This is a genomic window from Brachybacterium huguangmaarense, assembly GCF_025725725.1.
In the GTDB taxonomy this organism is placed as follows: domain Bacteria; phylum Actinomycetota; class Actinomycetes; order Actinomycetales; family Dermabacteraceae; genus Brachybacterium; species Brachybacterium huguangmaarense.
Window position 1 is genome coordinate 915,532 of record NZ_CP107020.1, and the last position, 23,817, is coordinate 939,348.

At 69.6% G+C, this 23,817-nt stretch carries 25 protein-coding genes, 2 tRNA genes, 4 pseudogenes and 1 riboswitch; of the genes and pseudogenes, 14 read left to right on the forward strand and 17 right to left on the reverse strand.

Translation table 11 applies throughout. The annotated features are described in order from the left end of the window. Positions 1-37 precede the first annotated feature (37 nt). Positions 38-2,485: a glycoside hydrolase family 3 protein gene (locus BRM3_RS03970; RefSeq protein WP_263594808.1), complete on the reverse strand. Its 2,448-nt coding sequence runs from the start codon at positions 2,483-2,485 to the stop codon at positions 38-40. Between the two features lie 175 nt (positions 2,486-2,660). Between BRM3_RS03970 and BRM3_RS03975 the strand changes: the two genes are divergently transcribed. The 5 genes from BRM3_RS03975 to BRM3_RS03995 all read left to right on the forward strand — a co-directional run bounded on the left by BRM3_RS03975 (position 2,661) and on the right by BRM3_RS03995 (position 7,770). Further along, positions 2,661-3,938 (forward strand): ABC transporter substrate-binding protein, encoded by a 1,278-nt coding sequence (locus BRM3_RS03975; protein ID WP_263594809.1) that lies wholly within the window; start codon positions 2,661-2,663, stop codon positions 3,936-3,938. Between the two features lie 70 nt (positions 3,939-4,008). After that, positions 4,009-4,962 (forward strand): carbohydrate ABC transporter permease, encoded by a 954-nt coding sequence (locus BRM3_RS03980; RefSeq protein WP_263594810.1) that lies wholly within the window; start codon positions 4,009-4,011, stop codon positions 4,960-4,962. Between the two features lie 9 nt (positions 4,963-4,971). After that, entirely contained in the window at positions 4,972-5,901 is a 930-nt protein-coding gene (locus tag BRM3_RS03985) for a carbohydrate ABC transporter permease (protein ID WP_263594811.1), read from the forward strand. Further along, positions 5,898-6,899 (forward strand): LacI family DNA-binding transcriptional regulator, encoded by a 1,002-nt coding sequence (locus tag BRM3_RS03990; protein ID WP_263594812.1) that lies wholly within the window; start codon positions 5,898-5,900, stop codon positions 6,897-6,899. Before BRM3_RS03985 ends, BRM3_RS03990 begins: the two co-directional genes overlap by 4 nt. A gap of 31 nt (positions 6,900-6,930) precedes the next feature. Next, positions 6,931-7,770 carry an MBL fold metallo-hydrolase gene (locus tag BRM3_RS03995; protein ID WP_263594813.1) on the forward strand — a complete coding sequence of 280 codons (840 nt, stop codon included), beginning with the start codon at positions 6,931-6,933 and terminating at the stop codon, positions 7,768-7,770. Between the two features lie 69 nt (positions 7,771-7,839). On the opposite strand, the gene BRM3_RS04000 is transcribed toward BRM3_RS03995, so the two are convergent. Both BRM3_RS04000 and BRM3_RS04005 read right to left on the reverse strand, forming a co-directional pair. After that, positions 7,840-8,094 (reverse strand): Txe/YoeB family addiction module toxin, encoded by a 255-nt coding sequence (locus BRM3_RS04000; protein ID WP_263594814.1) that lies wholly within the window; start codon positions 8,092-8,094, stop codon positions 7,840-7,842. Then, entirely contained in the window at positions 8,095-8,346 is a 252-nt protein-coding gene (locus BRM3_RS04005; protein WP_263594815.1) for a type II toxin-antitoxin system Phd/YefM family antitoxin, read from the reverse strand. Positions 8,347-8,457: 111 nt separating this feature from the next. Between BRM3_RS04005 and recQ the strand changes: the two genes are divergently transcribed. The 4 genes from recQ (at position 8,458) to BRM3_RS04025 (ending at position 12,021) form a co-directional block, all read left to right on the forward strand. Further along, positions 8,458-10,377, forward strand: coding sequence for a DNA helicase RecQ (gene recQ, locus BRM3_RS04010; RefSeq protein WP_263594816.1), 1,920 nt, complete (start codon positions 8,458-8,460; stop codon positions 10,375-10,377). Between the two features lie 116 nt (positions 10,378-10,493). Continuing rightward, positions 10,494-10,564, forward strand: a riboswitch (Fluoride riboswitch). A 52-nt stretch (positions 10,565-10,616) separates the two neighbouring features. Beyond that, positions 10,617-11,168, forward strand: a complete 552-nt coding sequence (locus BRM3_RS04015) for a universal stress protein (protein WP_263594817.1) — start codon at positions 10,617-10,619, stop codon at positions 11,166-11,168. Next, positions 11,165-11,647, forward strand: coding sequence for a fluoride efflux transporter FluC (locus BRM3_RS04020; protein ID WP_263594818.1), 483 nt, complete (start codon positions 11,165-11,167; stop codon positions 11,645-11,647). The genes BRM3_RS04015 and BRM3_RS04020 overlap by 4 nt, the downstream gene beginning before the upstream one ends. Further along, complete coding sequence (locus BRM3_RS04025) at positions 11,647-12,021, forward strand: fluoride efflux transporter FluC (RefSeq protein WP_263594819.1); 375 nt, start codon at positions 11,647-11,649, stop codon at positions 12,019-12,021. Before BRM3_RS04020 ends, BRM3_RS04025 begins: the two co-directional genes overlap by 1 nt. A gap of 50 nt (positions 12,022-12,071) precedes the next feature. Here the strand turns inward: BRM3_RS04025 and BRM3_RS04030 are convergent, their stop codons facing one another. Continuing rightward, positions 12,072-12,326, reverse strand: a complete 255-nt coding sequence (locus BRM3_RS04030; RefSeq protein WP_263594820.1) for a hypothetical protein — start codon at positions 12,324-12,326, stop codon at positions 12,072-12,074. Positions 12,327-12,541: 215 nt separating this feature from the next. Here BRM3_RS04030 and eutC point away from each other — a divergent pair, with 215 nt between their 5' ends. Then, the gene (eutC, locus tag BRM3_RS04035) at positions 12,542-13,258 is read left to right on the forward strand and encodes an ethanolamine ammonia-lyase subunit EutC (RefSeq protein WP_263595388.1); all 717 of its coding nucleotides are present in this window, start codon (positions 12,542-12,544) and stop codon (positions 13,256-13,258) included. A gap of 329 nt (positions 13,259-13,587) precedes the next feature. Here eutC and BRM3_RS04040 read toward each other — a convergent pair whose 3' ends face one another. The 4 genes from BRM3_RS04040 to BRM3_RS04055 form a co-directional block, all read right to left on the reverse strand. Beyond that, a complete protein-coding gene (locus BRM3_RS04040; RefSeq protein ID WP_263594821.1) occupies positions 13,588-14,592 on the reverse strand; it encodes an NADP-dependent oxidoreductase in 1,005 nt (334 codons plus the stop codon). Positions 14,593-14,800: 208 nt separating this feature from the next. After that, positions 14,801-15,310, reverse strand: a complete 510-nt coding sequence (locus tag BRM3_RS04045; protein ID WP_263594822.1) for a type 1 glutamine amidotransferase domain-containing protein — start codon at positions 15,308-15,310, stop codon at positions 14,801-14,803. A gap of 73 nt (positions 15,311-15,383) precedes the next feature. Beyond that, positions 15,384-16,772, reverse strand: a complete 1,389-nt coding sequence (locus tag BRM3_RS04050; RefSeq protein ID WP_263594823.1) for an NAD-dependent succinate-semialdehyde dehydrogenase — start codon at positions 16,770-16,772, stop codon at positions 15,384-15,386. Between the two features lie 89 nt (positions 16,773-16,861). Then, positions 16,862-17,290: an organic hydroperoxide resistance protein gene (locus BRM3_RS04055; RefSeq protein WP_263594824.1), complete on the reverse strand. Its 429-nt coding sequence runs from the start codon at positions 17,288-17,290 to the stop codon at positions 16,862-16,864. Between the two features lie 114 nt (positions 17,291-17,404). Here BRM3_RS04055 and BRM3_RS04060 point away from each other — a divergent pair, with 114 nt between their 5' ends. Together BRM3_RS04060 and BRM3_RS04065 are read left to right on the forward strand one after the other, a co-directional pair. Continuing rightward, a complete protein-coding gene (locus BRM3_RS04060) occupies positions 17,405-17,836 on the forward strand; it encodes a MarR family winged helix-turn-helix transcriptional regulator (RefSeq protein WP_263594825.1) in 432 nt (143 codons plus the stop codon). A 27-nt stretch (positions 17,837-17,863) separates the two neighbouring features. Then, positions 17,864-18,259: a DoxX family protein gene (locus tag BRM3_RS04065; protein ID WP_263594826.1), complete on the forward strand. Its 396-nt coding sequence runs from the start codon at positions 17,864-17,866 to the stop codon at positions 18,257-18,259. 357 nt (positions 18,260-18,616) lie between these two features. Here the strand turns inward: BRM3_RS04065 and BRM3_RS04070 are convergent, their stop codons facing one another. The 3 genes and pseudogenes from BRM3_RS04070 to BRM3_RS15110 form a co-directional block, all read right to left on the reverse strand. Beyond that, positions 18,617-18,784 carry a hypothetical protein gene (locus BRM3_RS04070; protein ID WP_225911270.1) on the reverse strand — a complete coding sequence of 56 codons (168 nt, stop codon included), beginning with the start codon at positions 18,782-18,784 and terminating at the stop codon, positions 18,617-18,619. A gap of 188 nt (positions 18,785-18,972) precedes the next feature. Then, a pseudogene (locus tag BRM3_RS04075) lies at positions 18,973-19,041 on the reverse strand (hypothetical protein); the annotation flags it as partial. 400 nt (positions 19,042-19,441) lie between these two features. After that, positions 19,442-19,495, reverse strand: a pseudogene (locus BRM3_RS15110) (hypothetical protein); the annotation flags it as partial. 207 nt (positions 19,496-19,702) lie between these two features. On the opposite strand from BRM3_RS15110, the gene BRM3_RS04085 reads away from it, so the two are divergent. Then, the gene (locus tag BRM3_RS04085; RefSeq protein ID WP_263594827.1) at positions 19,703-19,975 is read left to right on the forward strand and encodes a transposase; all 273 of its coding nucleotides are present in this window, start codon (positions 19,703-19,705) and stop codon (positions 19,973-19,975) included. On the opposite strand, the pseudogene BRM3_RS04090 reads toward BRM3_RS04085, so the two are convergent. Next, positions 19,947-20,758, reverse strand: a pseudogene (locus BRM3_RS04090) (transposase). The gene BRM3_RS04085 and the pseudogene BRM3_RS04090 overlap by 29 nt on opposite strands. Positions 20,759-20,787: 29 nt before the next feature. Between BRM3_RS04090 and BRM3_RS04095 the strand changes: the two are divergent. Beyond that, a pseudogene (locus tag BRM3_RS04095) lies at positions 20,788-21,871 on the forward strand (IS3 family transposase); the annotation flags it as partial. A 255-nt stretch (positions 21,872-22,126) separates the two neighbouring features. Here BRM3_RS04095 and BRM3_RS04100 read toward each other — a convergent pair. The 5 genes from BRM3_RS04100 to BRM3_RS04120 form a co-directional block, all read right to left on the reverse strand. Next, positions 22,127-22,555, reverse strand: a complete 429-nt coding sequence (locus tag BRM3_RS04100; RefSeq protein WP_263594828.1) for a hypothetical protein — start codon at positions 22,553-22,555, stop codon at positions 22,127-22,129. A 22-nt stretch (positions 22,556-22,577) separates the two neighbouring features. Continuing rightward, a tRNA-Ala gene (locus BRM3_RS04105) sits at positions 22,578-22,650 on the reverse strand. 60 nt (positions 22,651-22,710) lie between these two features. Then, positions 22,711-22,869: a DLW-39 family protein gene (locus BRM3_RS04110; RefSeq protein WP_263594829.1), complete on the reverse strand. Its 159-nt coding sequence runs from the start codon at positions 22,867-22,869 to the stop codon at positions 22,711-22,713. 21 nt (positions 22,870-22,890) lie between these two features. Beyond that, positions 22,891-22,964: transfer RNA gene (locus tag BRM3_RS04115), tRNA-Ile, on the reverse strand. A 231-nt stretch (positions 22,965-23,195) separates the two neighbouring features. Continuing rightward, positions 23,196-23,816 (reverse strand): DUF3566 domain-containing protein, encoded by a 621-nt coding sequence (locus BRM3_RS04120; RefSeq protein WP_263594830.1) that lies wholly within the window; start codon positions 23,814-23,816, stop codon positions 23,196-23,198. Position 23,817 lies beyond the last annotated feature (1 nt).

Sequence of the window (23,817 nt, forward strand, 5' to 3'; positions counted from 1 at the left end):
GGCCGACCCGGGGTCGTGGTCCGGCCGCGCGGCAGGGTCAGCGACGAGTGCGGTCGGCGAGGCCCGCGTGCAGCAGGTAGGTCAGCACGTGCCGGGCGGTGCGCTGCATCTCGCCGAGGGTGATCCCCTCCGGCCGCTCGTACGACGCGACGACGGAGTCCTCGCGGGTCTCCCCGCCGTGCTCGATCGAGCCGGGCATGAGCACGTCCACTCCCGCCCGCACCCGGTAGGCGCTGTCGCGCACGTCCGGGAAGTCCGGGTCGGGGGCCATGCGCATCCACCAGTCGGTCATCACGTTGCCCTGGTAGCCCCACTGGCCGCGCAGGATCGTGGTCACGAGGTCGTAGTGGTAGTGCGCCCAGACCCCGTTGATCTTGTTGTACGCGGTCATGATGTTCAGCGGCGACGCCTCGCGCACGCAGATCTCGAAGCCCTTCAGGTAGATCTCGCGCAGCGCCCGCTCGGAGACGCGGGAGTCGGCGCGGGTGCGCTCGGTCTCCTGGTTGTTGCAGGCGAAGTGCTTGGGGCAGGCCGAGACCCCCTGGCCCTGCAGGCCCCGCACGACGGCCGCCGCCGAGCGGCCGGTGAGCAGAGGGTCCTCCGAGAAGTACTCGAAGTTGCGTCCGCACAGCGGGTCGCGATGGATGTTCATGCCGGGGCTCAGCAGGATGTCCGACCCCTTGCGCCGCATCTCCTGGGCGTGCAGGTCCGCCATCTCCTCGATCGCCCGGGGGTCCCAGGTCGAGGCGAGCGCGGTGCCGCACGGCAGCAGGGAGGCGTACGCGGCGATGCGGATGCCCGACGGGCCGTCGGTCGTGATCGCGGGGGGCACGCCGCGCGAGCGCAGCGCCTCGGTGACCCCGCCGAGCGCGCCCGCGTTGCCGGGCGCGCCGAGGGGTGAGTCCATCGTGATGTCGCCGTAGCTCAGGGAGGCGAGCTCGCTCGGGCTGAGCTGGGCGATGAAGCTGTCCAGGGTCGCCTCGCCCGCCGCGACGTCCGCGAACGACACGTCCGTCCGAGCGGCGCCGTCCGCGGGCTCGGCCTCGACGCTGCCGGGGACCGCCGAGGGCAGGCGATCGAGGATCCGCTCGCGCAGAGCCACCGTGGCCTGGGGGGTGGGCTCCCAGGCGATCTCGGCGGAGCCGTCGTCGCCGCGGCGCAGGGTCATCCGGTCGAAGGCGTGCCGCGGGGCGGCGGCCTCCTCGAGCTGCTCGACCACGCGCGTGTTCTTGACCGTGTGCGAGCCGGCCCGCCGGGCTCGGCGCACGTCCGCGCCCACGTGCAGGACGTGTTCGCCCGCGGCGAGCACCCAGGCGCTGCGGTGCCCGGTGGCCCCGGTCTCGTCGTAGGAGGCGAGGGAGGCCAGAGGCACCTCGAGGGTCACGTCCTGGGATGCTCCCGGCGCGATCGACGCCGTGCGCGCGAAGCTGACCAGCTCCCGGGCGGGGGCGGCGAGCGCGCCGTCGGGCTTGGTGACGTAGGCCTGGACGACCTCGGTGCCCGGCCGGTCCCCGGTGTTGGTCACGCGCGCCGTGCACCGCATGGTGTCGTCCTGGACGGTCACGTCGCCGGGGGCGATGTCGAAGGTCGTGTAGCCCCGGCCGAAGCCGAAGGGGTACAGGACCGCCTCCGGGGCGAAGGTCTCGAAATAGCGGTAGCCGACGAACACGTCCTCGGCGTAGTCGTTGGCGACGGGGTCGCCGAAGTGCGCGGCCGACGGGTAGTCCGAGTACCGGCGGGCGATGGTGTCGGGCAGGCGTCCGCCCGGCTCGACGGCGCCGGTGAGCACGTCGGCGATCGCGCGGGCGCCCTCCATGCCGCCGAGCCAGGCGATGAGGAGCGCGTCGATCGCGTACTCCTCGGCCCAGGAGAGGTCGATGACGTTGCCGGTGTCGACGATCACGACGGTCCGCTCGAAAGCCCTGGTGACCTGCGCGAGCAGCACCCTCTCCTCGTCGGTGAGGTAGTAGGAGCCCGGCTCGAGGAGGTTCTCGCGGTCCTCGCCGGCGGCACGTCCGAGGGTCACGACGGCCACGTCGGTCCGCTCGGCCGCGGCCCGGACGGTCGCGTCGTCGAGGGGCATCTCCGGGAAGGAGAAGGGCCAGCTCCCCCACTCGGCGCCGGCCCCGGTGGGGTGCTCGGCGCACCAGGACTCGTAGACCCCCGCGAGCTCCTCGTCGACCTCGACGCCCTCGGCCTCGCGCAGCGAGGTCAGCAGCTCGGTCGAGTACGGCGCGTTGACGTCACCGCCCGAGCCGTAGCCCACCGCGATCCAGTCCTTCTGCACCCGTCCGAACAGGGCCACGCGCGTAGCCGCGGGGAGCGGGAGGGAGCCGCCGTTCCTGAGCAGCACGGCGCCCTGGGCGGCCGCCGACCGGGCGCGCCGCACGAGCTCGGGATCGACCCGCCGATCATCGCCCGAGGCGGTGGTCGAGGCCTGCGACAGCAGCTGGGAGTCCGGGGTGTCGCGCGGGGTGGTGGTCATCGTCGAGGTGCCTCATTTCGCGAAGGGCGGCGGGCGGGCATCGGCTCCTCACCCGGGTCCGGGCGGGGCGGTCCGACTCCCTCGGAGCGTACGCACCGCGGGTGGGGTATGCTCCCAGTCACGCTCGTGAGAGCGCTCTCACAGCATAGATGCTTGTCGGACAAAGGAGTTCCCCATGAAGCCCACCCGGCGCGCCGTCCTCGCGGGCGCAGCAGCCACCGCGGCCACCACCGCCCTCGCCGCATGCGGCGGCGGCGACGACGGCGGCGAGTCCAAGAACGCGGACGGGAAGATCGAGCTCACCGTCGCCACCTTCAACGAGTTCGGCTACGAGGACCTCTTCACGCAGTACATGAAGGACAACCCCGACGTCGTCATCAAGGCCAAGAAGGCCGCGACGAGCGACGACGCCCGCAAGAACCTCATGACCGGTCTCGCCGCCGGCAAGGGTCTCGCCGACATCGAGGCCGTCGAGGTCGGATGGTGGGCCGAGCTGAGCCAGTACGCCGCCAAGTTCGAGGATCTGAGCAGCGATGCGGTCAAGGACCGTTGGGTCGACTGGAAGACCGAGGCCGCGACGGTCGACGGCAAGCTGCTCGGCTACGGCACCGACATCGGCCCGGAGGGCATCGCCTACCGCTCCGACCTGTTCGCCAAGGCCGGCCTGCCGACCGACCGCGAGGAGGTCGCCACCCTCCTGACCGGTGACTGGGACACCTACTTCGAGATCGGCAAGGAGTTCGTCGCCAAGGCCGGGATCCCCTGGTACGACTCGGCCGGCGGCACCTACAACGGCATGGTGCAGCAGCTCAAGAACCCCTACGAGAAGGACGCCTCGACCCCGATCGCCCTCAAGGACAACACCGACGTCAAGGGGATCTACGACAAGCTCGCCGAGCACAAGGACCTGTCCGCGGGCCTCGGCCAGTGGTCCGAGGACTGGGTCGCGGGATTCCAGAACGACGGGTTCGCGACCATGCTGTGCCCGCCGTGGATGACGGGCCCCATCGAGGGCAACGCCGAGGGCGTGACCGGCTGGGACGTCGCCAACGTGTTCCCCGGCGGCGGAGGCAACTGGGGCGGTTCGTACCTGACGGTCCCCTCGCAGGGCAAGAACGTCGAGGCGGCCAAGAAGCTCGGCGAGTGGCTCACCGCTCCTGAGCAGCAGATCGTGGCGTTCAAGGCCAAGGGCACCTTCCCGAGCCAGAAGAAGGCTCTCGAGTCCGACGAGATCACCTCGCAGACCAACGAGTTCTTCAACAACGCCCCCGTCGGGCAGATCTTCAGCGACCGCGCCAAGGCCGTCGAGTTCCAGCCCTTCGTGGGACCGAAGTTCTACGTCATCAACACCGTGGTGGCCGACGCCATCACCCGGTTCGACGTGGACGGCAAGGACGCCGCCGCCTCGTGGGACCAGGCGCTGACCGCGTACGACGAGCTCGATCTCAGCTGACACACCACTGACGCGGGCGGGCGGAGCGGCGCACACGTCGCTCCGCCCGCCCCGTGTCCGGGAGGACCCCATGACCACGAGCACCTCGCATCGCGAGCGCCCCCGCTGGCGCCAGCGGCTCTCGCGCCTCGACGTCCGCTACTCGCCCTACGCCTTCATCAGCCCCTTCTTCATCCTGTTCCTGGTCACGGGACTGTTCCCGATCCTCTACACCGCCTGGGTGTCGTTGCACGACTGGGACCTCATCATGGGCCAGGGGCCCTTCGTCGGCCTGCAGAACTTCCAGGACGTGCTGTCCTCGCCGAACTTCTACAAGGCCCTGCGCAACACCTTCTCGATCTTCCTGCTGTCCTCGGTCCCGCAGGTGATCGTCGCGGTCCTGATCGCCTACGTCCTGGACGCCAACCTGCGCGCCAAGACGCTCTGGCGCATGGGCGTGCTGCTGCCCTACGTCGTCGCCCCCGTCGCGGTCTCGCTCATCTTCGCCAAGATCTTCGCTGACAAGTCCGGGGTGCTCAACACGGTGCTGACCGACATCGGGCTGCCCGCGATCGGCTGGCACAGCGAGGTCCTGCCCTCGCACATCGCGATCGCGACCATGGTGAACTTCCGCTGGACCGGCTACAACGCCCTCATCTTCCTCGCGGCCATGCAGGCGATCCCGCGCGAGATCTACGAGGCGGCGATCATCGACGGCGCGAGCCGGATGCGGCGCTTCTGGTACGTGACCGTGCCGATGCTGCGTCCCACGGTCATCTTCGTGGTCATCACCTCCACCATCGGCGGCCTGCAGATCTTCGACGAGCCCCGCATGTTCGACACCGCCGGCGCCGGCGGCGGGGACCGGCAGTGGATGACCATGACGATGTACCTCTACGAGCTCGGCTGGGGTCCGCAGATCTCCTTCGGGAAGGCCTCCGCCGTGGCCTGGCTGCTGTTCCTCATCATCGTCGTCGTCGGCGTCGTCAACTTCCTCATCACGCGCAGGATCGCCTCGAGCGGCAGCGCGAAGGCCCCGCGGTAAGGAGCACCCATGGAATCCGTCGCCTCGATCGAACAGTTCGCCGGCAAGGGCGCGGCCCGGTCCGCCCGACGCCGCCGCGACCGCGAGGGCCGCCGCCTCAAGGGCGGGGGCGGCGTCTCCGCGCGACCGCGCTGGTTCAACTACCTGATCCTCGGGGTCTTCCTCGTGATCTCGGCCTATCCGCTGTACTTCGCGTTCCTGCTCGCGTCCTCCGATGCGGGGACCATCGCCCGCCACCCGATCCCGTCGCTCCTGCCCCACGGCAACCTGATCCACAACATCGGCGCGGTCATCACCTCGGACATCGACTTCTGGAGCGCCCTGGGCAACTCGGTCATCGTCGCCGTCATCACCTCGGCGTCGGTCGTGTTCTTCTCGACGCTCGCGGGGTATGCCTTCTCCAAGCTGCGGTTCAAGGGCCGACGGGGTCTGCTGGCGTTCGTGATCGCCACGATGGCGGTGCCGGCTCAGCTGGGCGTGATCCCGCTGTTCATCGTCATGGCCAAGCTCGACTGGGTGGGCGATCTCAAGGCCGTGATCGTGCCCGGGCTCGTCACCGCCTTCGGGGTGTTCTGGATGAGCCAGTACCTCGAGGACGCGCTCCCGTTCGAGCTGATCGAGGCGGCTCGCGTCGACGGCTGCTCGATGCTCCAGTCGTTCTTCCACGTGGCCCTGCCGGCCGCGCGCGGGGCCGCGGCGATGCTGTTCCTGTTCACGTTCGTGGGCTCGTGGACGAACTTCTTCTGGCCGTTCATCATCCTCGGCGCCGACAACCCGACGCTGCCCGTCGCGCTCCAGCAGTTGCAGGCGTCGTACTTCAAGGACTATTCCTTGATCATGGCCGGTGTCATCGTCTCCGTGATCCCGCTGCTGCTCCTGTTCATCGTCGCCGGGCGCCAGCTGGTCAACGGCATCATGCAGGGAGCGGTCAAGGGGTGAACCGGGCCCCCACCCTCGAGGACGTCGCGCGCGTCGCCGGGGTCTCCCGTGCCACGGCGTCGCGCGTCGTCCGGGGCGACGCGAACGTCCTGCCCGACCGCGCGACGGCCGTCCGGCAGGCCATCGACGCTCTCGGCTACGTGCCCAACAGCGCCGCCCGGTCCCTGGTCACCCGCAGCACGGGGGCGGTCGCACTGATCGTGCCCGAGCCGGACACCCGCGTCTTTACCGATCCCTTCTTCGGGACGGCCGTCGCCGCCATCGGCGAGCGCCTGGCCGGTGCCGGCAAGCAGCTCATCCTCGTCCTGAGCGGCTCGGACACCCAGGGCGACCGCCTCGAGCGGTTCATCCGCGGGGGCCACGCCGACGGCCTGCTCGTCATGTCGCACCACGAGGGCGGACCGTCCCTCCAGGTGCTCCCTCACGCTACCGTGCCCGTCGTCTACATCGGGCGGCCGCCGACGGGGACGGACTCCCTGTTCGTCGACGTCGACAACGTCCAGGGCGGCAGGATCGCCGCCGAGCGGCTCCTCGCCCGCGGCCGCACGCGCATCGCGACGGTCACCGGACCGCAGGACATGGGCGCCGCCGTCGACCGTCTGCACGGCTTCCTCGCGGCGCTCGACGAGGCCGGGCTGCGACCGGTCCGCATCGAGCACGGGGACTTCTCCGCGACGAGCGGGGAGAGCGCCGCGGACCGCATGCTGGGCGACGGCGTGGAGGTCGACGCCGTGTTCGCGGCCAACGACCTCATGGCCATCGGGGCGCTGCGGCGCTTCACGGCGGCGGGCAGGCGCGTCCCCGAGGACATCGCCATCGTGGGCTTCGACGACATCGCGATCTCCGCGGAGCCGATCAACGCGCTCACGACCGTGGTCAACCCCGTCTCCCGGCTGGGTTCGCTGGGCACCTCGATGCTGCTCGACGCGATCGCCGGCCGGGCCGCCGAGCCGCTCATCCTCCGCGACCTGGAGCTGCGCGAGCGGTCGTCCGCGTGAGGGGCCCGCACGAGACCGAGAGGACCCGACGATGAGGATCAAGCAGATGGGGACGGCCGCCGCCGAGCGGATCCCCGCGATCTTCTGCAAGTGCAGGATCTGCGAGAACGCCAAGCAGGTGGGAGGCAAGGAGAAGCGGACCCAGGCGCAGGCGCTCGTCGACGACGACCTGCTGATCGACTTCGGTGGCGACAGCTACCTGCACTACGTCCAGCACGATGTGCCGCTGGCCGATCTCTCGGTGCTGCTGGTCACCCACTGGCACTCCGACCACTTCTACGGCGAGGACCTCGCCTATCGCATGGGCGCCTACGGCAACGACTTCGATCAGCTGATGACGGTGTACGGCACCCAGACCGTCCAGGAGTTCTACCAGCGGGCGTTCGGGCTCGAGCAGATGCGCGACCCGTCGCGCCTGCGCTACGAGGTCGTCACCGGCGGCGACTCCTTCGAGGTGCTCGACGGGAAGTACCGGGTGTTCGTCGTCGAGGCGGCCCATGGCCACCACGACGGCGACTGCGTCTTCTACGGCATCACGGACGGCGACAAGGCACTGCTGTACATGCACGAGACGGGACCGATCTCCGAGACGGCATGGAAGCAGATCGAGGACGCCGGCCTCGTCTACGACTACGTCTCGATGGACTGCACGTCCGGTGCGCGGGACATCCACAGCGGCGTGCACATGAACCTCGCCGAGAACGTGCAGACACGGGATCGGCTCCGCGACCCCGGGCTCGTGCACGAGGGCACGTTCTGCATGGCCAACCACTTCTCGCACAACGCGCAGGCCACGCACGTGGACCTCGAGCGCGCGGCGGCGGAGGTGGGTTTCTGCGCCGCGTACGACGGCGTCGTCACCGAGCTCTGATCGCTCAAGGGCGCGGTGGAGGTTCGGATCAGGAGGTCATCGGCGGGGCGGCACCGCCCTGCCGCGTCCTCAGTAGTGGTATCGAGCCTGGAGGATCACCAGATCGTCGCCGTCCACGAGATACACGAGGTGGTGCTCCTCGGTGATGCGCCGCGACCAGGCTCCCTGGGCCCCGTACTTGAGAGGTTCGGGCTTGCCGAGGCCCGTCGTCGGCTCACGCAGACACGCGTCGAGGAGAGTGTTGATCCGCTTGAGGATCTTGCGGTCGGACGTCTGCCAGGAGGTGTAGTCCTCCCACGCGGAGCGGTCCCACACCAGACGCACTCAGTCCTCCCGATCGAGCTCGTGGACCTCGGTCCGGCCGTCGCGAGCGCGCTCGTACGCGTCGAGCAGCCTCCGGGCGTTCCGCGGCGATCGGAACAGATAGGCGGTCTCCTGCCACGCCGCGTACTCGTCGGCCGACATCAGGACCGCGTTGCCCTTGCGGGAGACGATCTCCACGGCATCCCGATCGTCGTTGACGCGCTCGATGAGCGGGAACAGGGTCTTGCGCGCTTCACTCGCACTGATGGACATGGCGCTCCCTCGTCTGTACTGGTACCAAGCGATGGTACCAGTACCCGAGGGGTGGCAGACCTCCGCCGACGACCGCGGGGCGTTCCCGCGAGAGCCCCTACCCTGATACCCATGGACGACGGCCCCCTCCCCACCTCGGCGATCACCAACGCACCGGATCCCGTCGATCCCCTGGCCCCGGCGGCGAGCGCTTCGCCCTCGCGCGCTCTGGACGTGCTGTCGACCGTCTTCGGCTACGACGCGTTCCGCGGCGAGCAGGCCGAGATCATCGACCACGTCGCCTCGGGCGGGGATGCCGTGGTGCTCATGCCGACGGGCGGCGGCAAGTCGCTGTGCTACCAGATCCCCGCGCTGCTGCGGCCGGGGACCGGCATCGTCATCTCGCCTCTCATCGCGCTCATGGCCGATCAAGTCTCCGCCCTCGACCAGCTCGGGATCCGCGCCGCCTATCTCAACTCCACGCTCGAGCCGCACGAGGCGCAGGCCGTCGAGCAGCAGCTCCTGGCCGGCGAGCTCGACCTGCTGTACATGGCGCCCGAGCGTCTGGTGCTGCCCCGGACCCTCGACCTCCTGCAGCGCGCCCAGCTCGCCCTGTTCGCGATCGACGAGGCGCACTGCGTCGCCCAGTGGGGGCACGACTTCCGCCCCGACTACCTGGGGCTGTCGGTCCTCGCGGACGTGTTCGGGCAGGTCCCGCGCATCGCGCTCACGGCGACCGCCACCGGCGAGACGCACCGGGAGATCACCGAGCGCCTGCGCCTCGACGACGCCCGGCACTTCGTGTCGAGCTTCGACCGCCCCAACATCCAGTACCGGATCGGCCCCAAGGACAGGGCCCGCGACCAGCTGCTGCGGCTCATCCACACCGAGCACGACGGCGAGTGCGGCATCGTCTACTGCCTCTCGCGCCGCGGCGTCGAGCAGACCGCCGCGTGGCTCGTCGAGCACGACGTGCCAGCCCTCCCCTACCACGCGGGTCTCGACGCGCAGGTCCGTCACGCTCATCAGGAGCGCTTCCTGCGCGAGGACGGCCTGGTCATGGTCGCGACCATCGCCTTCGGCATGGGGATCGACAAGCCCGACGTCCGCTTCGTCGCGCACCTGGACCTGCCCAAGTCGATCGAGGGCTACTACCAGGAGACCGGCCGTGCCGGCCGCGACGGCCTGCCGTCGACCGCCTGGATGGCCTACGGGCTGGGAGACGTCGTGAGCCAGCGCCGTTTCATCGACGCCGGCGAGGGCAGCGACCAGTTCAAGCGCAACGCCCGGGCCCACCTGGACGCGATGCTCGCGCTGTGCGAGACCGTGACGTGCCGACGCGTGCAGCTGCTGCGGTACTTCGGCCAGGAGTCGGAGCCGTGCGGCAACTGCGACACGTGCCTGAACCCGCCGGAGACCTGGGATGCGACCGTCGCCGCGCAGAAGCTCCTCTCGGCGATCATCCGGCTCGACCGTGAGCGCGATCAGCGTTTCGGCTCCGGGCAGGTGATCGACGTGCTGCTGGGCCGGGCGAACGACCGCTCGCGGCAGTCCCGCCACGCCGAGCTGAGCGTGTGGGGCATCGGGCAGGACCTCTCCGAGCGGCAGTGGCGCACCGCGCTGCGCCAGCTGCTGGCGCGCGGGATCGTCGAGGCGGTGGGCGACTACGGAGTGCTCGTGGCCGGCGCGCACGCGGGCCCCGTGCTGCGCGGCGAGGTGACGGTCGAGCTCGCGGTCGATCGTGCGCCCGCCGGCGGCAAGGCCTCGCGCTCGACGGGGACCGGGTCCCGGTCGCGCCCGGCGGACGCCCTCGAGCCCGCTCAGCGGGAGGTCTTCGAGGCCCTGCGGGCCTGGCGCACGAGCGTCGCGCAGGACAGGAAGATCGCCCCCTACATGGTGTTCTCCGACGCCACGCTCGTGGGGATCGTCGAGTCCCGCCCCCGCACGATCGGGGCGCTCGGACAGGTGAGCGGGGTGGGGGCCAAGAAGCTGGCCGAGTACGGGGACGCGGTGCTGGAGGTGCTCGACGAGGCGGCCCCCGGCGACCGCTGAGGCTGCCGAGAGCACCCTGCCCCGACGTCGAGCTCCGGTGCACAACGCTGACGCATCGGCTTCAGCAGCTGTGGATCTGGGACCTCGAACGCCGGGCCCCCCGCTCACAGCGGTAGGATCGATGCGGCGATGGATCCCGCCTGGGCATGCCCCGAACCGCCGACCGGCTGATGGTTCCTGCACCGTGCATGATGACGGGGCAGGTGAACTCTGCCCGGAGGGGACTCGCGATGGCCCATATGCCACCCCAGCCTGCAGTCGACAGAATCACGCCGTTCGCCGGGCATCCCATCGTGGTCGGCGTGGTCCCGGAGCTGCCCGACCTGGTCACCCTCACCGCCGCCTCGATCGCCCAGGCCACCGGGGCGAGAGCGATGTACTTCGCCTACTCCGACCCGTCGCGGACGGTTCGCGAGGAACGCCCGGACGGCTCGGTCGTCCACGAGCCGATCGACCCCGACGGTCTCGACGACCGGTGGGAGCTGGTCGCCCAGCAGATCGTCGACCACCTGACCCACGTGCTGTCGACGACGCAGGCGCCGTGGGAGTTCCGGTATCTCGCCGGGCGCCCCGATCGTGCGCTGACCCACCTCGCCCGGGCAGTGGACGCCGCGGCGATCGTGGTGGGCACCAGGACGCCCCGCCGTGACATGGGCCTGCGGCAGCTGTTCGAGGGCTCGGTCGCGGTGCACCTGTCCCAGCACCAGCATCGACCGGTGATCACGGTGCCCTTGAGCGTCGTCGACTGGAAGGAGACGGCGAGCGCATGGGACCGGCGGGAGCACGCATGAACACCGACACCGGCCCGGATGCGGGGGGCCGCCCCCTCCGCCGGCGCCCCCCGGACCGCCTGCTCGGCTTCGCCGCCCTGGTGGGCCTCGGCTCCATGGTCGGCACGCTGCTGCGGGCGAGCATCGAACAGGGTTTCGCCGGTGCGGCCGCGACGTGGCCGTGGCCGACGTTCGTGATCAACCTGGTCGGGAGCCTCGTGCTCGGCGCACTGCTGGAGACGCTCGGGCGCCTCGGCCAGGACACCGGTCGGCGCCGTGTCGTGCGACTGGCCGGCGGCACGGGTGTGATCGGCGGGTTCACCACCTACAGCACGTACGCGCTGGAGATCGACCAGCTCGCACGCTCGGGGGATCTGCTCCTCGCCGTGCTGTATGCCGTGATCAGCCTCGTCGCCGGGGTCGCGGCCGCCGCGATCGGCCTGGCCGCGGCGACGGCGCTCATGGACCGGCGGTCGGCCTCGAGAGAGCAGGTGCGGTGATGCTGCTGCTGATGGCGACCGCCGTCGCCGGCGGATTCGGGGGCGCCGCCCGCTTCCTGCTCGACACTGCCATCGCCCGCCACAACCGCGCCTCGGTGCCTATGGGCACCGTGGTCATCAACGTGAGCGCCTGTCTCCTGCTGGGCCTGCTGACCGGATACGTACTGGCCCACGCGGGCGCGGAGGACGTGCGCACGGTCCTCGGCGTCGGGTTCCTCGGCGGCTATTCGACGTTCAGCACGGCTGCGGTCGAGGGCGCACGGCTGCTGCGGGAACGGCGCTGCGCCGCCGCGCTGCTCCACGGCGGCGGCATGCTCGGGGTCAGCCTCGTGGCGTCGGCCGGAGGCCTGCTGCTGGGCGGGCTCGTGCCCTGAGCGATGCGGCAGGAAGCGCGCTCAGGGCCCGCTCGGGATCCGTTCGGCGTTCACGCGGCCAGGGCGTCGTCGATGGAGCGGATCGCCCGGTCGATCATGCGCTCGAACAGCTCGTCGGCGGACGACGGCGGGAGCGCGAGCGCCCGGCGCGAGAGCGGCGCGCGGGCGCCGGGGTGCGCCTCGAGCCAGTCCTCCTGCACCGGGTGGAGGATCGCCCGGCGCTTCTCATCGGTCGCGTGACCGTGGGCATGGTCGATGAAGAGGGTGAATCCGAAGACGTCGGTGAGGAACTGCTGTCGCCACACGAGGGCGTCGGCGAGGGGCAGGCCGAGCGCGGTCAGGGACTCCAGCAGCTGCTCCGGGAGGAGGACGCGGCCGGACGGAAGCTCCGCGGCGGTGACGGTCTCCTCGAAGGCGAAGAGGATGGCGCGGCCGATCCGGCGGTAGGCACGGCCCCCGGTCCACCACCGCGACCGGCTCCTGGGAGCAGCTGCGTCAGCTCACACAGGCCCGCGTCGGCCTGGGGCGTGCCGGTGACTCGCTGCCCACCCGGGCTGTCGGTGAGTTGCGTGCCGCACACGCCGCCGCCCGCGACGCCGTCCACGTGGACCTCGACACCGCCGCGCTGGTCGACGCGCTGCGCGAGGCCGGTTTGGGCGAGGTCCCGGTGGTCACCAGTCGTGCCGCCGACCGTGCCACCTACCTGCGCCGCCCCGACCTCGGCCGCCAGCTCCATCCCGACGTCCACCTCGACGCCCAACCGGCTCGCATCGGCATCCTGCTCGCTGACGGGCTGTCGCCGCAGGCTGTCGCCACCCATGGCGTCGCGCTGGTACGACGGCTGGTCGATGTTCTGGGCGAGGAGTCGAGCGTGGCCACGCCGGTGTTGGCCACGCAGGCGCGCGTGGCGCTCGGCGACCAGGTTGGCGAGCAGTTGGGCGTCGAGACGATGCTCGTCGTCATCGGCGAGCGTCCGGGCCTCAGCGCCGTCAACAGTCTGGGCATCTACATCACCCACCAGCCACGCCCCGGACGCCACGACGCGGAGCGCAACTGCATCAGCAACGTGCGGCCGCCGAGGGGCGTCGGCTACCAGCAGGCCGCCGTCACCACGCTGAGGCTGGTGCGCCGCATGCGGGAGCTCGGCCGTTCAGGCGTCGACGTGAAGGACGTCGCGGAGCCAGCCCCCCTCACCAACCGACCAGCACCGGAGGTCCAGGCGAACAGTTCGCTGTAGGGTGACCGCGCTGATGAGGATGACGTCGCGGCCGTTGTGGCGCCGTGCAGGTGGGGTCGAACTCGCCGTGGTCTCCGCCTCGGCCGGGATGGCAGGAAGCGCAGGGGCTTGCACCAGGCGTTGCGAGAGGTTGTGGAGCAATGCGTCCAGTCCACCGGGGGACAGCGGCCATTCGAGACGACCCCCTGCCTGGCGGCCACCAGGCCTCGGGGCGCACCGGGGGGACCTCCGCAGGATCATGGGCATGCCAACGCCCAGCCCATTCGGAGGTCCCCCCGGTCAACTGTCCGTGGTGATGTCACCGCGGACGAAGGCAGCCGATGACCTGCTCAGAGGTTCACGATCATCTTGCCGGTGTTGGCACCGTCCAGCAGATCGATGAAGGCCTGTGGGGCGGCGTCGAGACCGTCACGGGCGGTCTCGTCCCAGTGGATGGAGCCGTCGGCGATCCAACGGCCCATGTCCCGCTCGAAGTCCGCCCTCGTCTGCTCGGCGTACTTGGCGATCACGAACCCACGCAGCGTGAGCCGCTTGCCGATGGCCAGCGCCAGGTTGTGCGGGGCGGAGGCCGGCTCGGTGGAGTTGTACTGGCTGATGGCCCCGCACATCGCCACCCGGCCATCGGTGCGCAGGTTCGCGATCGCGGCCTCCAGGTGGTCACCGCCGACGTTGTCGAAGTACACGTCGATGCCCTCCGGGGCGGCCTTCGCGAGCTGCTCGGTCACGTCGCCGTCGTGGTAGTTGAAGGCAGCATCGAAGCCGAGCTCCTCCAGACGGGCGATCTTCTCGGGGGTGCCAGCCGAGCCGATCACCCGGGAAGCGCCCTTGAGCTTGGCAATCTGTCCGACGGCCGAGCCGACTGCTCCCGCCGCGCCGGAGACGAAGACGGCATCGCCCTCACGCATCTCGCCGGCCAGCAGCAAACCCGCGTAGGCGGTCAGGCCGGGCATGCCCAGTACGCCCAGGTAGGCGCTGTCCGGCATGCCCCGGGCTGTCAACGGTCGCACCGCATCACCGGCCAGGATGGCGTGTTCCCGCCACCCGAGGCCGTGGGTCACCTTGGTGCCCACGGGCAACTGCTCCACCCGTGACTCGATCACCGTGCCGACGGCGCCGCCGTCCAGCGGCTGGTCGATCTGGAAGGGGGGCACGTAGGACTCGACGTCGTTCATGCGGCCGCGCATGTACGGGTCCACCGACATGATGGTGTTGCGGACGAGGACCTGACCGTCGTCGAGATCGGGCAGGTCGACCTCGACGGTGCGGAAGTTGTCAAGGGTGGGCTTCCCGTCGGGGCGGGAGGCGAGGTGGATCTCGCGGGTGTGTGTGGTCATCCCTGTACTCCTGTGGGTGAGTGGGTGGGTGGTGGTCAGTGGGTCAGCAGGTCGAGGAGGCGGCGGGCGGCATCAGCCGACGAGGCCGGATTCTGCCCGGTGACCAGCGTGCCGTCCGTGACGACGTAGCTGTCACCGTCGGGGCCCTTGCTGTAGCGGGCGCCCGCTTCCTTGAGGGAGTCCTCGACCAGGAACGGGACGATGTCGGTCAGCCCGGCGGCCTCCTCCGCGCAATGGTGAAGCCAGTCACCGAACGGTCGGTGATGAACGACGTCCCGTCCTGCTTCTTGATGGCATGCAGCACGCCGGGGGCGTGGCAGACCAGGCCCAGCGGCCTGCCGGCGGCGCCGCTGTCGAGGATGATCTGCTGCGAGGTGGGATCCTCCACGAGGTCCCGCAGCGGGCCGTGGCCTCCCGGGTAGAAGACCGCGTCGAACTGGCTCACGTCAACCTCCGACAAAGGGGTGCTGGTCGTCAGGGCAGCCTTGGCCGCGTCGTCGGCCTCGAATCGACGGGTGGAGTCGGTCTGCATCTGCGGCAGCGTGCTGGTCGGGTCGACCGGCGGTCGCCCGCCCTTCGTCGAGGCCAGGGTGATGTCGTGTCCGGCATCGCGGAACACGTAGTAGGGAGCGGCGAACTCCTCGAGCCAAAAACCGGTCCTACGGTCGGTGTCACCGAGTTGGTCGTGGGATGTGAGGATCATCAGGATGCGGGACATGGCATCTTCCTTTCGATGTCTCGTGGAGTGGTTCCATGGTCAGGGGTGGCTGTGCCCCGGGTTGGGGCGGGGTTCACTGCTCAGGACCCACGGGGTCGGAAACGCGGACCAGACGTTTGTTGACGAACTCGTCGACGCCGTAGTCGCCCAGTTCCCGGCCGAAGCCAGAGCGGCCGACGCCGCCGAAGGGCAGTCCGGCGAGGCTGGTGCCGTGCTCGTTGACGTAGGCCATGCCCACGTCGAGGCGGCGGGCGGTGGCCTCGGCGAGTTCGAGGTCGTCGGACCACACCGAGCCGCTCAGGCCGAAGTCGGTCTCGTTGGCCAGGGCAACGGCCTCGTCCACGTCCGCGGCGCGGAACACGACCGCGACCGGTCCGAACAGCTCCTCCGACCAGGCCCGCATGTCGCGGGTCACGTCGGTCAGTACGGTCGCCTCCATGAAGGCGCCGGCACCCTCGCGCGGGTGGCCGCCGACGAGGACGTGGGCGCCGTGGCCCACGGCATCGTCGACAAGCTCCATCAGCTCGTCGCGGGCATCGGTGCTCGACATGGGGCCCACGTCGGTGGCCCCATCCTGGGGGTCCCCGACGACCGCTGCGGATAAGGCAGCCGACAGCTTGTCGACGAAGGTGTCGTAGAACTCGTCGACCACGATCATCCGCTTGGGCGAGTTGCAGGCCTGGCCGGCGTTGCTCAACCGCGCCCGGGCGGCGGTGCTCGCCACCGCGTCGATGTCACCACCGAGGACGATCAACGGGTCGGAACCTCCGAGCTCCAGCACCACCTTCTTGAGGTGCTTGCCGGCTGCGGCGGCGACCGAGGCCCCCGCGCCCTCACTCCCGGTGAGGGAGACACCGCGCACGCGCGGGTCGGCGATGATGTCCGCGATCTGGGAGCTGTCCACGAGGAGCGTCTGGTGGACTCCCTTCGGCAGACCGGCCTGGTCGAGGAGCTTTTCCATCTCGAGGGCGGAAGCAGCGCAGATCGAGGCCGGCTTCAGCAGCAGCGTGTTGCCGAGCAGCAGGTTGGGTGCGATGAACCGGGCGAGCTGGTAGTAGGGGAAGTTCCACGGCATCACGCCCAGCAGGACGCCCAGGGGCTGCTTCTCCACGCGGGAGGAGTTCGCCCCCTGGTCCGGCAGGACCTCGTCGGCCATCAGCTCGTCGGCGCGCTGGGCGTAGTAGTCGAAGATCTGGGCGACCAGCTGCGCCTCGGCGATGCCCTGGGAGACGGGCTTTCCCATCTCGGAGGCCGCGATTCCGGCGAGCTCCTCCGCCCTCTGCTCGAACAGGTGCGCGGTCCGGGCCAGCACACCGGCGCGCTCCTCGACGCTCGTGCGCCGCCAGGAGGTGAAGGCCTCCTCGGCGGTGTCGATGGCCGTGCCCACCTCGCGTGGGTCGAGGGAGTCCCAGCTGCGGACGACCTTGCCTGTCGAGGGGTTCTGTGTGCGGTAGGTGGTCATGGTTGCCTCCATTGTGGCGATGGTTGGGGCGGTGCAGGTGGCGCGGTGGGTGGGGCCCAACGCGTTGGTGTCGCGGCGAGGCGGGAGGGTCAGTCGTCGACGACGACGACGTCGACGCGGATGTTGCCGCGGGTGGCGTTCGAGTAGGGGCACACCTGGTGGGCCTGGTTGGCCAGCTGCTGCGCCTCGTCGTGGGGCAGGTCGGGGATGACGACCTCAAGGGTGACTGCCAGGCCGAAACCCTCACCGGCCTTGCCGATGCTCACCTGGGCACCCACCGACGAATCGCCGAGATCCTTGTGCGCGTGGCGGGCCACCATCTGCAGGGCGGAGTGGAAGCAGGCGGCGTAACCGGCGGCGAACAACTGTTCGGGGTTGGCGCCCTCACCGCTGCCGCCCATCTCCTGCGGGATGGCCAGGTCGAACGAGAGCCGGCCGTCGGCGGTCTGGACGTGGCCGTTGCGGCCTGCGCCGGTGGCGATGGCCTCGGTGGTGTAGACGGGCTCGATCTCGATCATGGTGCCTCCTGGGTGGCGTGTGTGCGAGGCCTCTCCTGCCTCGCGATTGCAGAGACAACATAGCGCACAAGTGGATTGCACACAATCAGATTGTGTCTGAGGTAGGCTTGGGGTGTGAGTGACCAGATCCCCGACCTCGACCAGCAGCTCTGCTTCTCCCTGTACAGGGCCAGCAGGGCGGTGACGCGCGCCTACCGGCCACTGCTCGAGGACATCGGCCTCACCTATCCCCAATACCTCGTCATGCTCGTCCTGTGGCACGCTGACAAGCCCGTCGGTGTCAATGACATCGGAGCTCGGCTGCACCTCGACAGCGGCACCCTGACCCCCCTGCTGCGACGGCTGGAGCAGGCTGGTCTCGTCACCCGGTCGTGGAGTGGCAACGACGAACGGCGCCGCCTGATCAGCCTGACCCAGGAGGGGAGTTCGCTGCGGTGCAGGGCAACCGGAGTTCCCGCACAGATGCTCGCGCTCTACCCGGGCCCACCAGAAAAGCTCGTCCAGGTGAAGGCATTCCTGGACGACCTGTCCACCCAACTCGAGTGACAACCACCATCCAGGAGGATCATTTCCATGCCCACCACACACCGCTCCCAAGAACTCGCACGAATCGCGCTCGGAGCGTTCATGGTCTACGCCGGCGTCTCCCACCTGAGCTTCAAGCGCCAGGAGTTCCAGGCACAGGTGCCCGACTGGTTCCCCGGTGACAAGGATGCCGTGGTCATCGGCTCCGGCGTCGCCGAAGTCTTGGCCGGCAGCGCGATGCTGGCGCTGCCGCGTCATCGCATGCTGACCGGTGGTGCCCTGGCTGGGTTCTATGCCGCGGTCTTCCCCGGCAACATCGACCAGTATGCGGCGCGGCGAGACGGTTTTGGCCTCGACACCGATGGCAAGCGACTCGCGCGGTTGTTCGGCCAGCCCGCCCTGATCGCCGCGGCGCTGTGGTCGGCCGGCCTGCCCCGGTCGTAGCAGAAGACCGACCCCGGGCCCCACGCCCAGGGGCCGGGCGCAACCGGCCGGCATCGCGACGTGGAGGTGCACGCGCAGCGCACCTCCTGTCAGGACGGGGAGGTCTCGACCATGGCCGTCACGCCCAGCACACCGTGCTGGGCGTGGACGACGCGCAGGTGCCTGGCGGGGTGGAGAAGGAGGTCGAACGCGACGGGTGGCACCTCCCGGGCCCTGCGGAACCGGCTTCGCGGCCTTGACCGTCCAACCCGGGAGGCACGCTGGAGTGCCAGCCCTGGCATGCAGGCCAGCACCCCGTCGGAGCGCGACGGTGCCACCGGCCGCCATGAGCCCTGTCACGGCGGTCGGGCCCCGGTCTCAGCAGAAGTCGGACTTGCGGATCAGGCCGTGCACGCCGGTGGTCTTGTCGACGAACTGGCTGACGTAGAAGTCGCTGGCCGCCGACAGGTAGGCGTAGGCGACAGCGCGGGGGATGCCCACGTCGACCTGCAGGTGGTCGAGCGCATTGATGACCGCCCTGCGCATCGCCCCACGTTCAGGTCGGTGTCGTCGCCGCCGACCAGGCCGTCAGGGTCACTGAGGCCGATCGGGATCCACGCGTCGCGGGTCTCGCCGAAGGGGTGGTGGAAGGCGACCGACGGGGCATCCCCAGACCCCTTCTTGCAGACCGACAGGCGGAAGGTGCCGCGCAGGGAACCCTCCATCGCAGTGAGTGCCACCTCGCCCGAGCCCATCGCGTGGTGCGGGTCGCCGACGTAGAACAGGGCGCCCTCGGCCGCCACGGGCAGGTAGAAGGTGCTGCCCAGGCCGAGGTGGCGGATGTCGATGTTGCCGCCACCGAGGGGTGGGAGGGACGGAGTGCGCGGACGGGTCGTTCAGCGTGGTCGCCTCCGAGCGGGCGACGCCCATCATCCCGAAGAACAGCTGCAGTGGGAAATGGACATGGCGCCGACCGGCGCGCATCCGGGCGCGGCCATCGACGATGTCGGCGAAGACCGAGACGTTGCCGTAACCGGTGGGGTCGTGGGTGGCTCGGCCGTCGGTGGCATGTGGCGGCATCACCTCGGCCAGGCTGATGCCGGCCGGGGGAGTGCCGTTGGGGGTGATGGCCAGGGTGCCCTTGCCGTGTCGGGAGCTGACCACGCCGTAGGGGACGCGGGTGCGCAGGTCGAGGGTCTCGATCTTGAGCACGTCACCCGGCTCGGCGCCCTCGACGAACACCGGGCCGGTGACCACGTGCGGGCCGTCGGCGTCGAAGTCGCGCCGGTGGCGGTCGTAGCGGGCGGCGACGTCTATGGCGTCGGCCAGGACGTGGTGGCGGCGGACGCCGTGCTCACCGAACCAGCTGATCGGGTCGCGGCCCTGGTCCTCCAACAGGCCCTCGTGGCTGAGTGAAGCGCCCTGGGTTTCGTTCCGACCTACTTCCTCAAGGAGGATTGGGACATGCCCCAGAAGTACAGCCCGGAGTTCAAGGCGCGAGCCCTGCAGCTCATCGAGGAGCGAGTCCGTGCCGAGCAGTGTTCAGGCTGGGTCGCCTGCACCGCCGTCGGGGAGGCCCTCGGCGGGATCTCGCCCCACACCTTGCGGAACTGGTGGAAGCAGGACCGCATCGACCATGGTGAAGCCCCCGGGGTGACCACTGCTGAAGCCGAGGAGATCACCAGGCTGCGCAGGGAGAACCGGCTCTTCACGAACGAGGGTGTAGCGCGGGTCTGAACCCTCCGGCTTCGAGCAGCGACCGAGCGATGTAGTGGGTGAGGTTGCGGAAGCCGAGGGCGGAGCCGCGGAGGTGTTCGAGTCGCCCGTTGATGGCCTCGGTCGGGCCGTTGCTGGTGCCGGGGCGGTCGAAGAACGCGAGGATGTCGCCCGCCCGCTGCTTCATGGTCCGGCCGAGCTTGCGGACAGCCTCGCCGGCCCGGTCTTGTTCCTCGCGGGCGTGAGGTCGATGATCACGGTGACGTACTTGTCGCCCAGCCTCGTGTGTCGCCAGACGTGCTCGTCGACACCGATCGTGGTGACCCCGTCGAACCGGGCGGGGTCGTCGATCAGGCGCCGCTTGCCTTCCGCGAGGACGGCGGCGTTCGCGGCACTCCAGGACACCCCGAGACCTGCGGCGACGCGGGTGACGGTGAGGTGGTCGATGACGATGCCCCGCAGCGCCCACTCCAGGCCGCCGCGGGAGATCTTCGCACGCGGCGCCGCTGCCCGCGTCATGTCCTGCCGCCACGTGCGCCGGCAGTGTCCGCACCGGTACCGGCGCACCCGCACCAGCAGGGTCGTCGGCCGGTGCCCGAACGGCTCGTGCGCCAGTCGACGCGTGACCGTGTCCCGCGGCACGCCCTCGACACCGCACTTCCGACACCACGGGTCGTCCCCGACGACGCGGCATTCGATCGTGGCCCGATCCGGCTCGATCAGCTGGCCGACGGCGACGAGGCCGAGCTCGTCGAGGCGGCAGAACGTGGTCAGGTCAGGGGTCGCGAAAGTAGGGTGGAGCACGTCGAGGTCTTTCGGGATGGCGAGCGTGAAGAACTTCCATCATCCGGGAGACCTCGACCCCTACCCGGCCACCGACGCGCTCAACCGACTACACCCTCGTTCATGAAGAGCCGGAGAACCTCGAGCTGCGCCGCGCGAACGAGATCCTGCGCAAGGCCTCGGCTTTTTCGCAGCGGAACTCGACCGCCCCACGACGAGATGATCCGGTTCATCGACGAACACCGCGATCAGTTCGGGGTCGAGGCCATCTGTCGCGTGCTCAGCGCGACGGAATGTGGGTTCATCACCTCGCGCGGCTACCGCGCCGCGAAAACGAGGCCCGCCTCGGCGCGGGCTCTGCGAGACGTCCTGCTGCTCGAGGAGCTCATACGGATCCACGCGGAGAACTACAGTGTCTACGGGGCCAGGAAGATGCACCACGCGATGGCCCGTGCCGGCTGGGCGGTCGGCCGCGACCAGGTCACGAGGCTGATGAAAACCGCCGGTCTCCAGGGAGCACGGCGTGGACGCAAGCCGGTCACGACCCGCCCTTCTGGCAAGCCGGATACCCGCCCCGACCTGGTAGAACGCCGCTTCGCTGCAGATCGGCCCCACCAGCTATGGGTTGCTGACATCACCTACGTCAGGATCCTGACGGGCTTCTGCTACGTCGCGTTCATCACCGACGTGTTCACCCGCCGCATCGTGGGCTGGGCCGTCTCGGGCAGCCTCCACACCACGGGGTTACCGCTGCTGGCATTGGAGCACGCGTTGGTCTCCACCGGCGCGATCCGCGGCAAGGAGGGGCTGACCCATCACAGCGACCGCGGCGCCCAATACGTCAGCCTGGCCTACTCCGACGCCCTGATCGCCGCCGGGGTCACCGCGTCAGTGGGCACCGTCGGAGATTCCTACGACAATGCCCTTGCCGAGACCGTCAACGGGCTGTTCAAAGCCGAGCTGATCCACGCCAAACGGATCTGGGAGTCCGTCAGCGCCGTGGAGATTGCCACCACGGGCTGGGTCCACTGGTGGAACACCACCCGGCTCCACGAAGCCCTCGCCTACCGCACACCAGCGGAGGCGGAAGCGGCCTACACTCACGACCACGACGCAGCGCCCGTTGCGATGTGACCACGGAACGAAACCCAGGGCGCTTCAACCAACGGAGCAACGCCTACGACGGCCTACGACGACGCCGGCGACCATATGCACGGGGCTACCTTCACCGGCCGCCGCTTCAAGAAGAACCAGTGACAGCGCACCGCGATCCTCACCTACCGGGTCGAAGACGCCATCGAAGCCGCCTACCAGCACGTCGGCCTCGACCACGAGGACGCAGCCAAGGTGAAGAACGTTCTCGGCGGGGTGTTCGACACTCTCGAAGCCTCATCCAGTGACGAACGGCAGACCCTGACCGTCCAGAAGAACAAGCTCGAAGCTGAGGAGCTCAAACTCCTCCAAGCCCACTACGCCGACGCGATCAGCCTCGACCTGCTCAAGACCGAACAAGAACGCATCCGCGCCAGCCTCACCACAATCACCAGCCGGCTCGACAAGCTCGACACCCTCTACGACGGAGCCAGAGACGGACTCGACGCGATCCTGAGCATCCTCACCAACCTCGGAGACCTCTACACCGCAGCCGAACCCGCCGAACGACGCATGCTCAACCGGGCACTGTTCACCAAGATCATCATCGACGACGACGAAACGGTCACCATCGAGACCGCCGAACCCGTCACGATGATCCTCAACACCAGCATGAACACGAACAACGGCAACGCCCGAACCTCCACCCGCATGGAAACGGGGCAAGGTTCGAACGTTGCCGATTATGTGGAGCCTACGGGACTCGAACCCGTAACCCCCTGCTTGCAAAGCAGGTGCGCTACCAATTGCGCCAAGGCCCCTCGTGCCGCGCGAGGCGGCCTGCGCCGGTGGCGCGGCATCGCGAGGGCGATGCAGGCTTCTCAGTGCTGGACGGTGCGAGCGGCGTCCAGGTCGGCGGAGGCCTTCTCGGCCTCGGCCCACAGGTCGTCCGTGCGGTCTGCCTCGACCTTGCGCCACACCAGGAGGCCGCCGATCACGGATCCCGCGATGAGCAGGACGGACGTCAGGAACTTCTTCATCAGATCCTCCGATCCGGGGAGTGGGCCTAACTGGACTTGAACCAGTGACCTCTGTCTTATCAGGACAGCGCTCTAACCGACTGAGCTATAGGCCCGGAGGCGGGACTTCCGAGCCATGCTCGGGCGTGCCTGCCGACGCACAACACTACCGGGCTCCTGCGCGCCGCGTCCAACCGGGATCGGCCGCTGTACGCGAGGTCACAGCGACACCGCGACGCCGGTCTGCTCGCGACGACCTCGGCAGACGCACGGCGCCCCGTGGTCGTCCCCGGGGCGCCGTGCGAACGTGGTCCCGGTGCGGCGGCATCGGGCCCGCCCGCCACGTCTCACTCGTCGGTGAACGTCATCTTCAGGCCGCCCAGGAGGCTGGCCACGATGTTGTAGAGGAACGCGAAGAGCGTGCCCAGCGCCGTGATGATCACGAGGTTGACGAAGGCGACGACGGTCGCATAGCTGACCATCTTGGAGAAGGTGAACATCTCCATGAACGGCAGCGGGGTGCCGCCGTTGAGGTCCTCGCCCAGCTTGTTGAGCGAGTCCCACAGCCCGATCCCGTCGACCACGCCCCACAGGATCGCCACGGCGAGGACCGTCGCGATGCCGATCGCCACGGCGAGCAGGAAGGACAGCTTCATCACGGAGAACGGGTCGAGGCGCGCGAGGGTGAGGCGGATGCGACGCGGAGAGCGACCGCGGCCCTTCGTCCCGCGGGCGGCGCCGCTGTTCTTCGCGGGGTTCCCGGTGCGCTCGGTGCGGCTCGCGGACGTCGCGCTCGAGTCCTCCGTGGCCACCGTGTCCGTCGCGGTGGCCGTCGCCTCGGCATCGTCCCCGTCGCTCGTGAACGAGGCGGGGCCGGCCGTCACCTTGCCGGTGCGCGAGCTCGAACGTCCGTCCCCAGACGAGGAGGCCTGCTTGCCGCCGGAGCGGTTATTGCTGGTGGGGGCCACG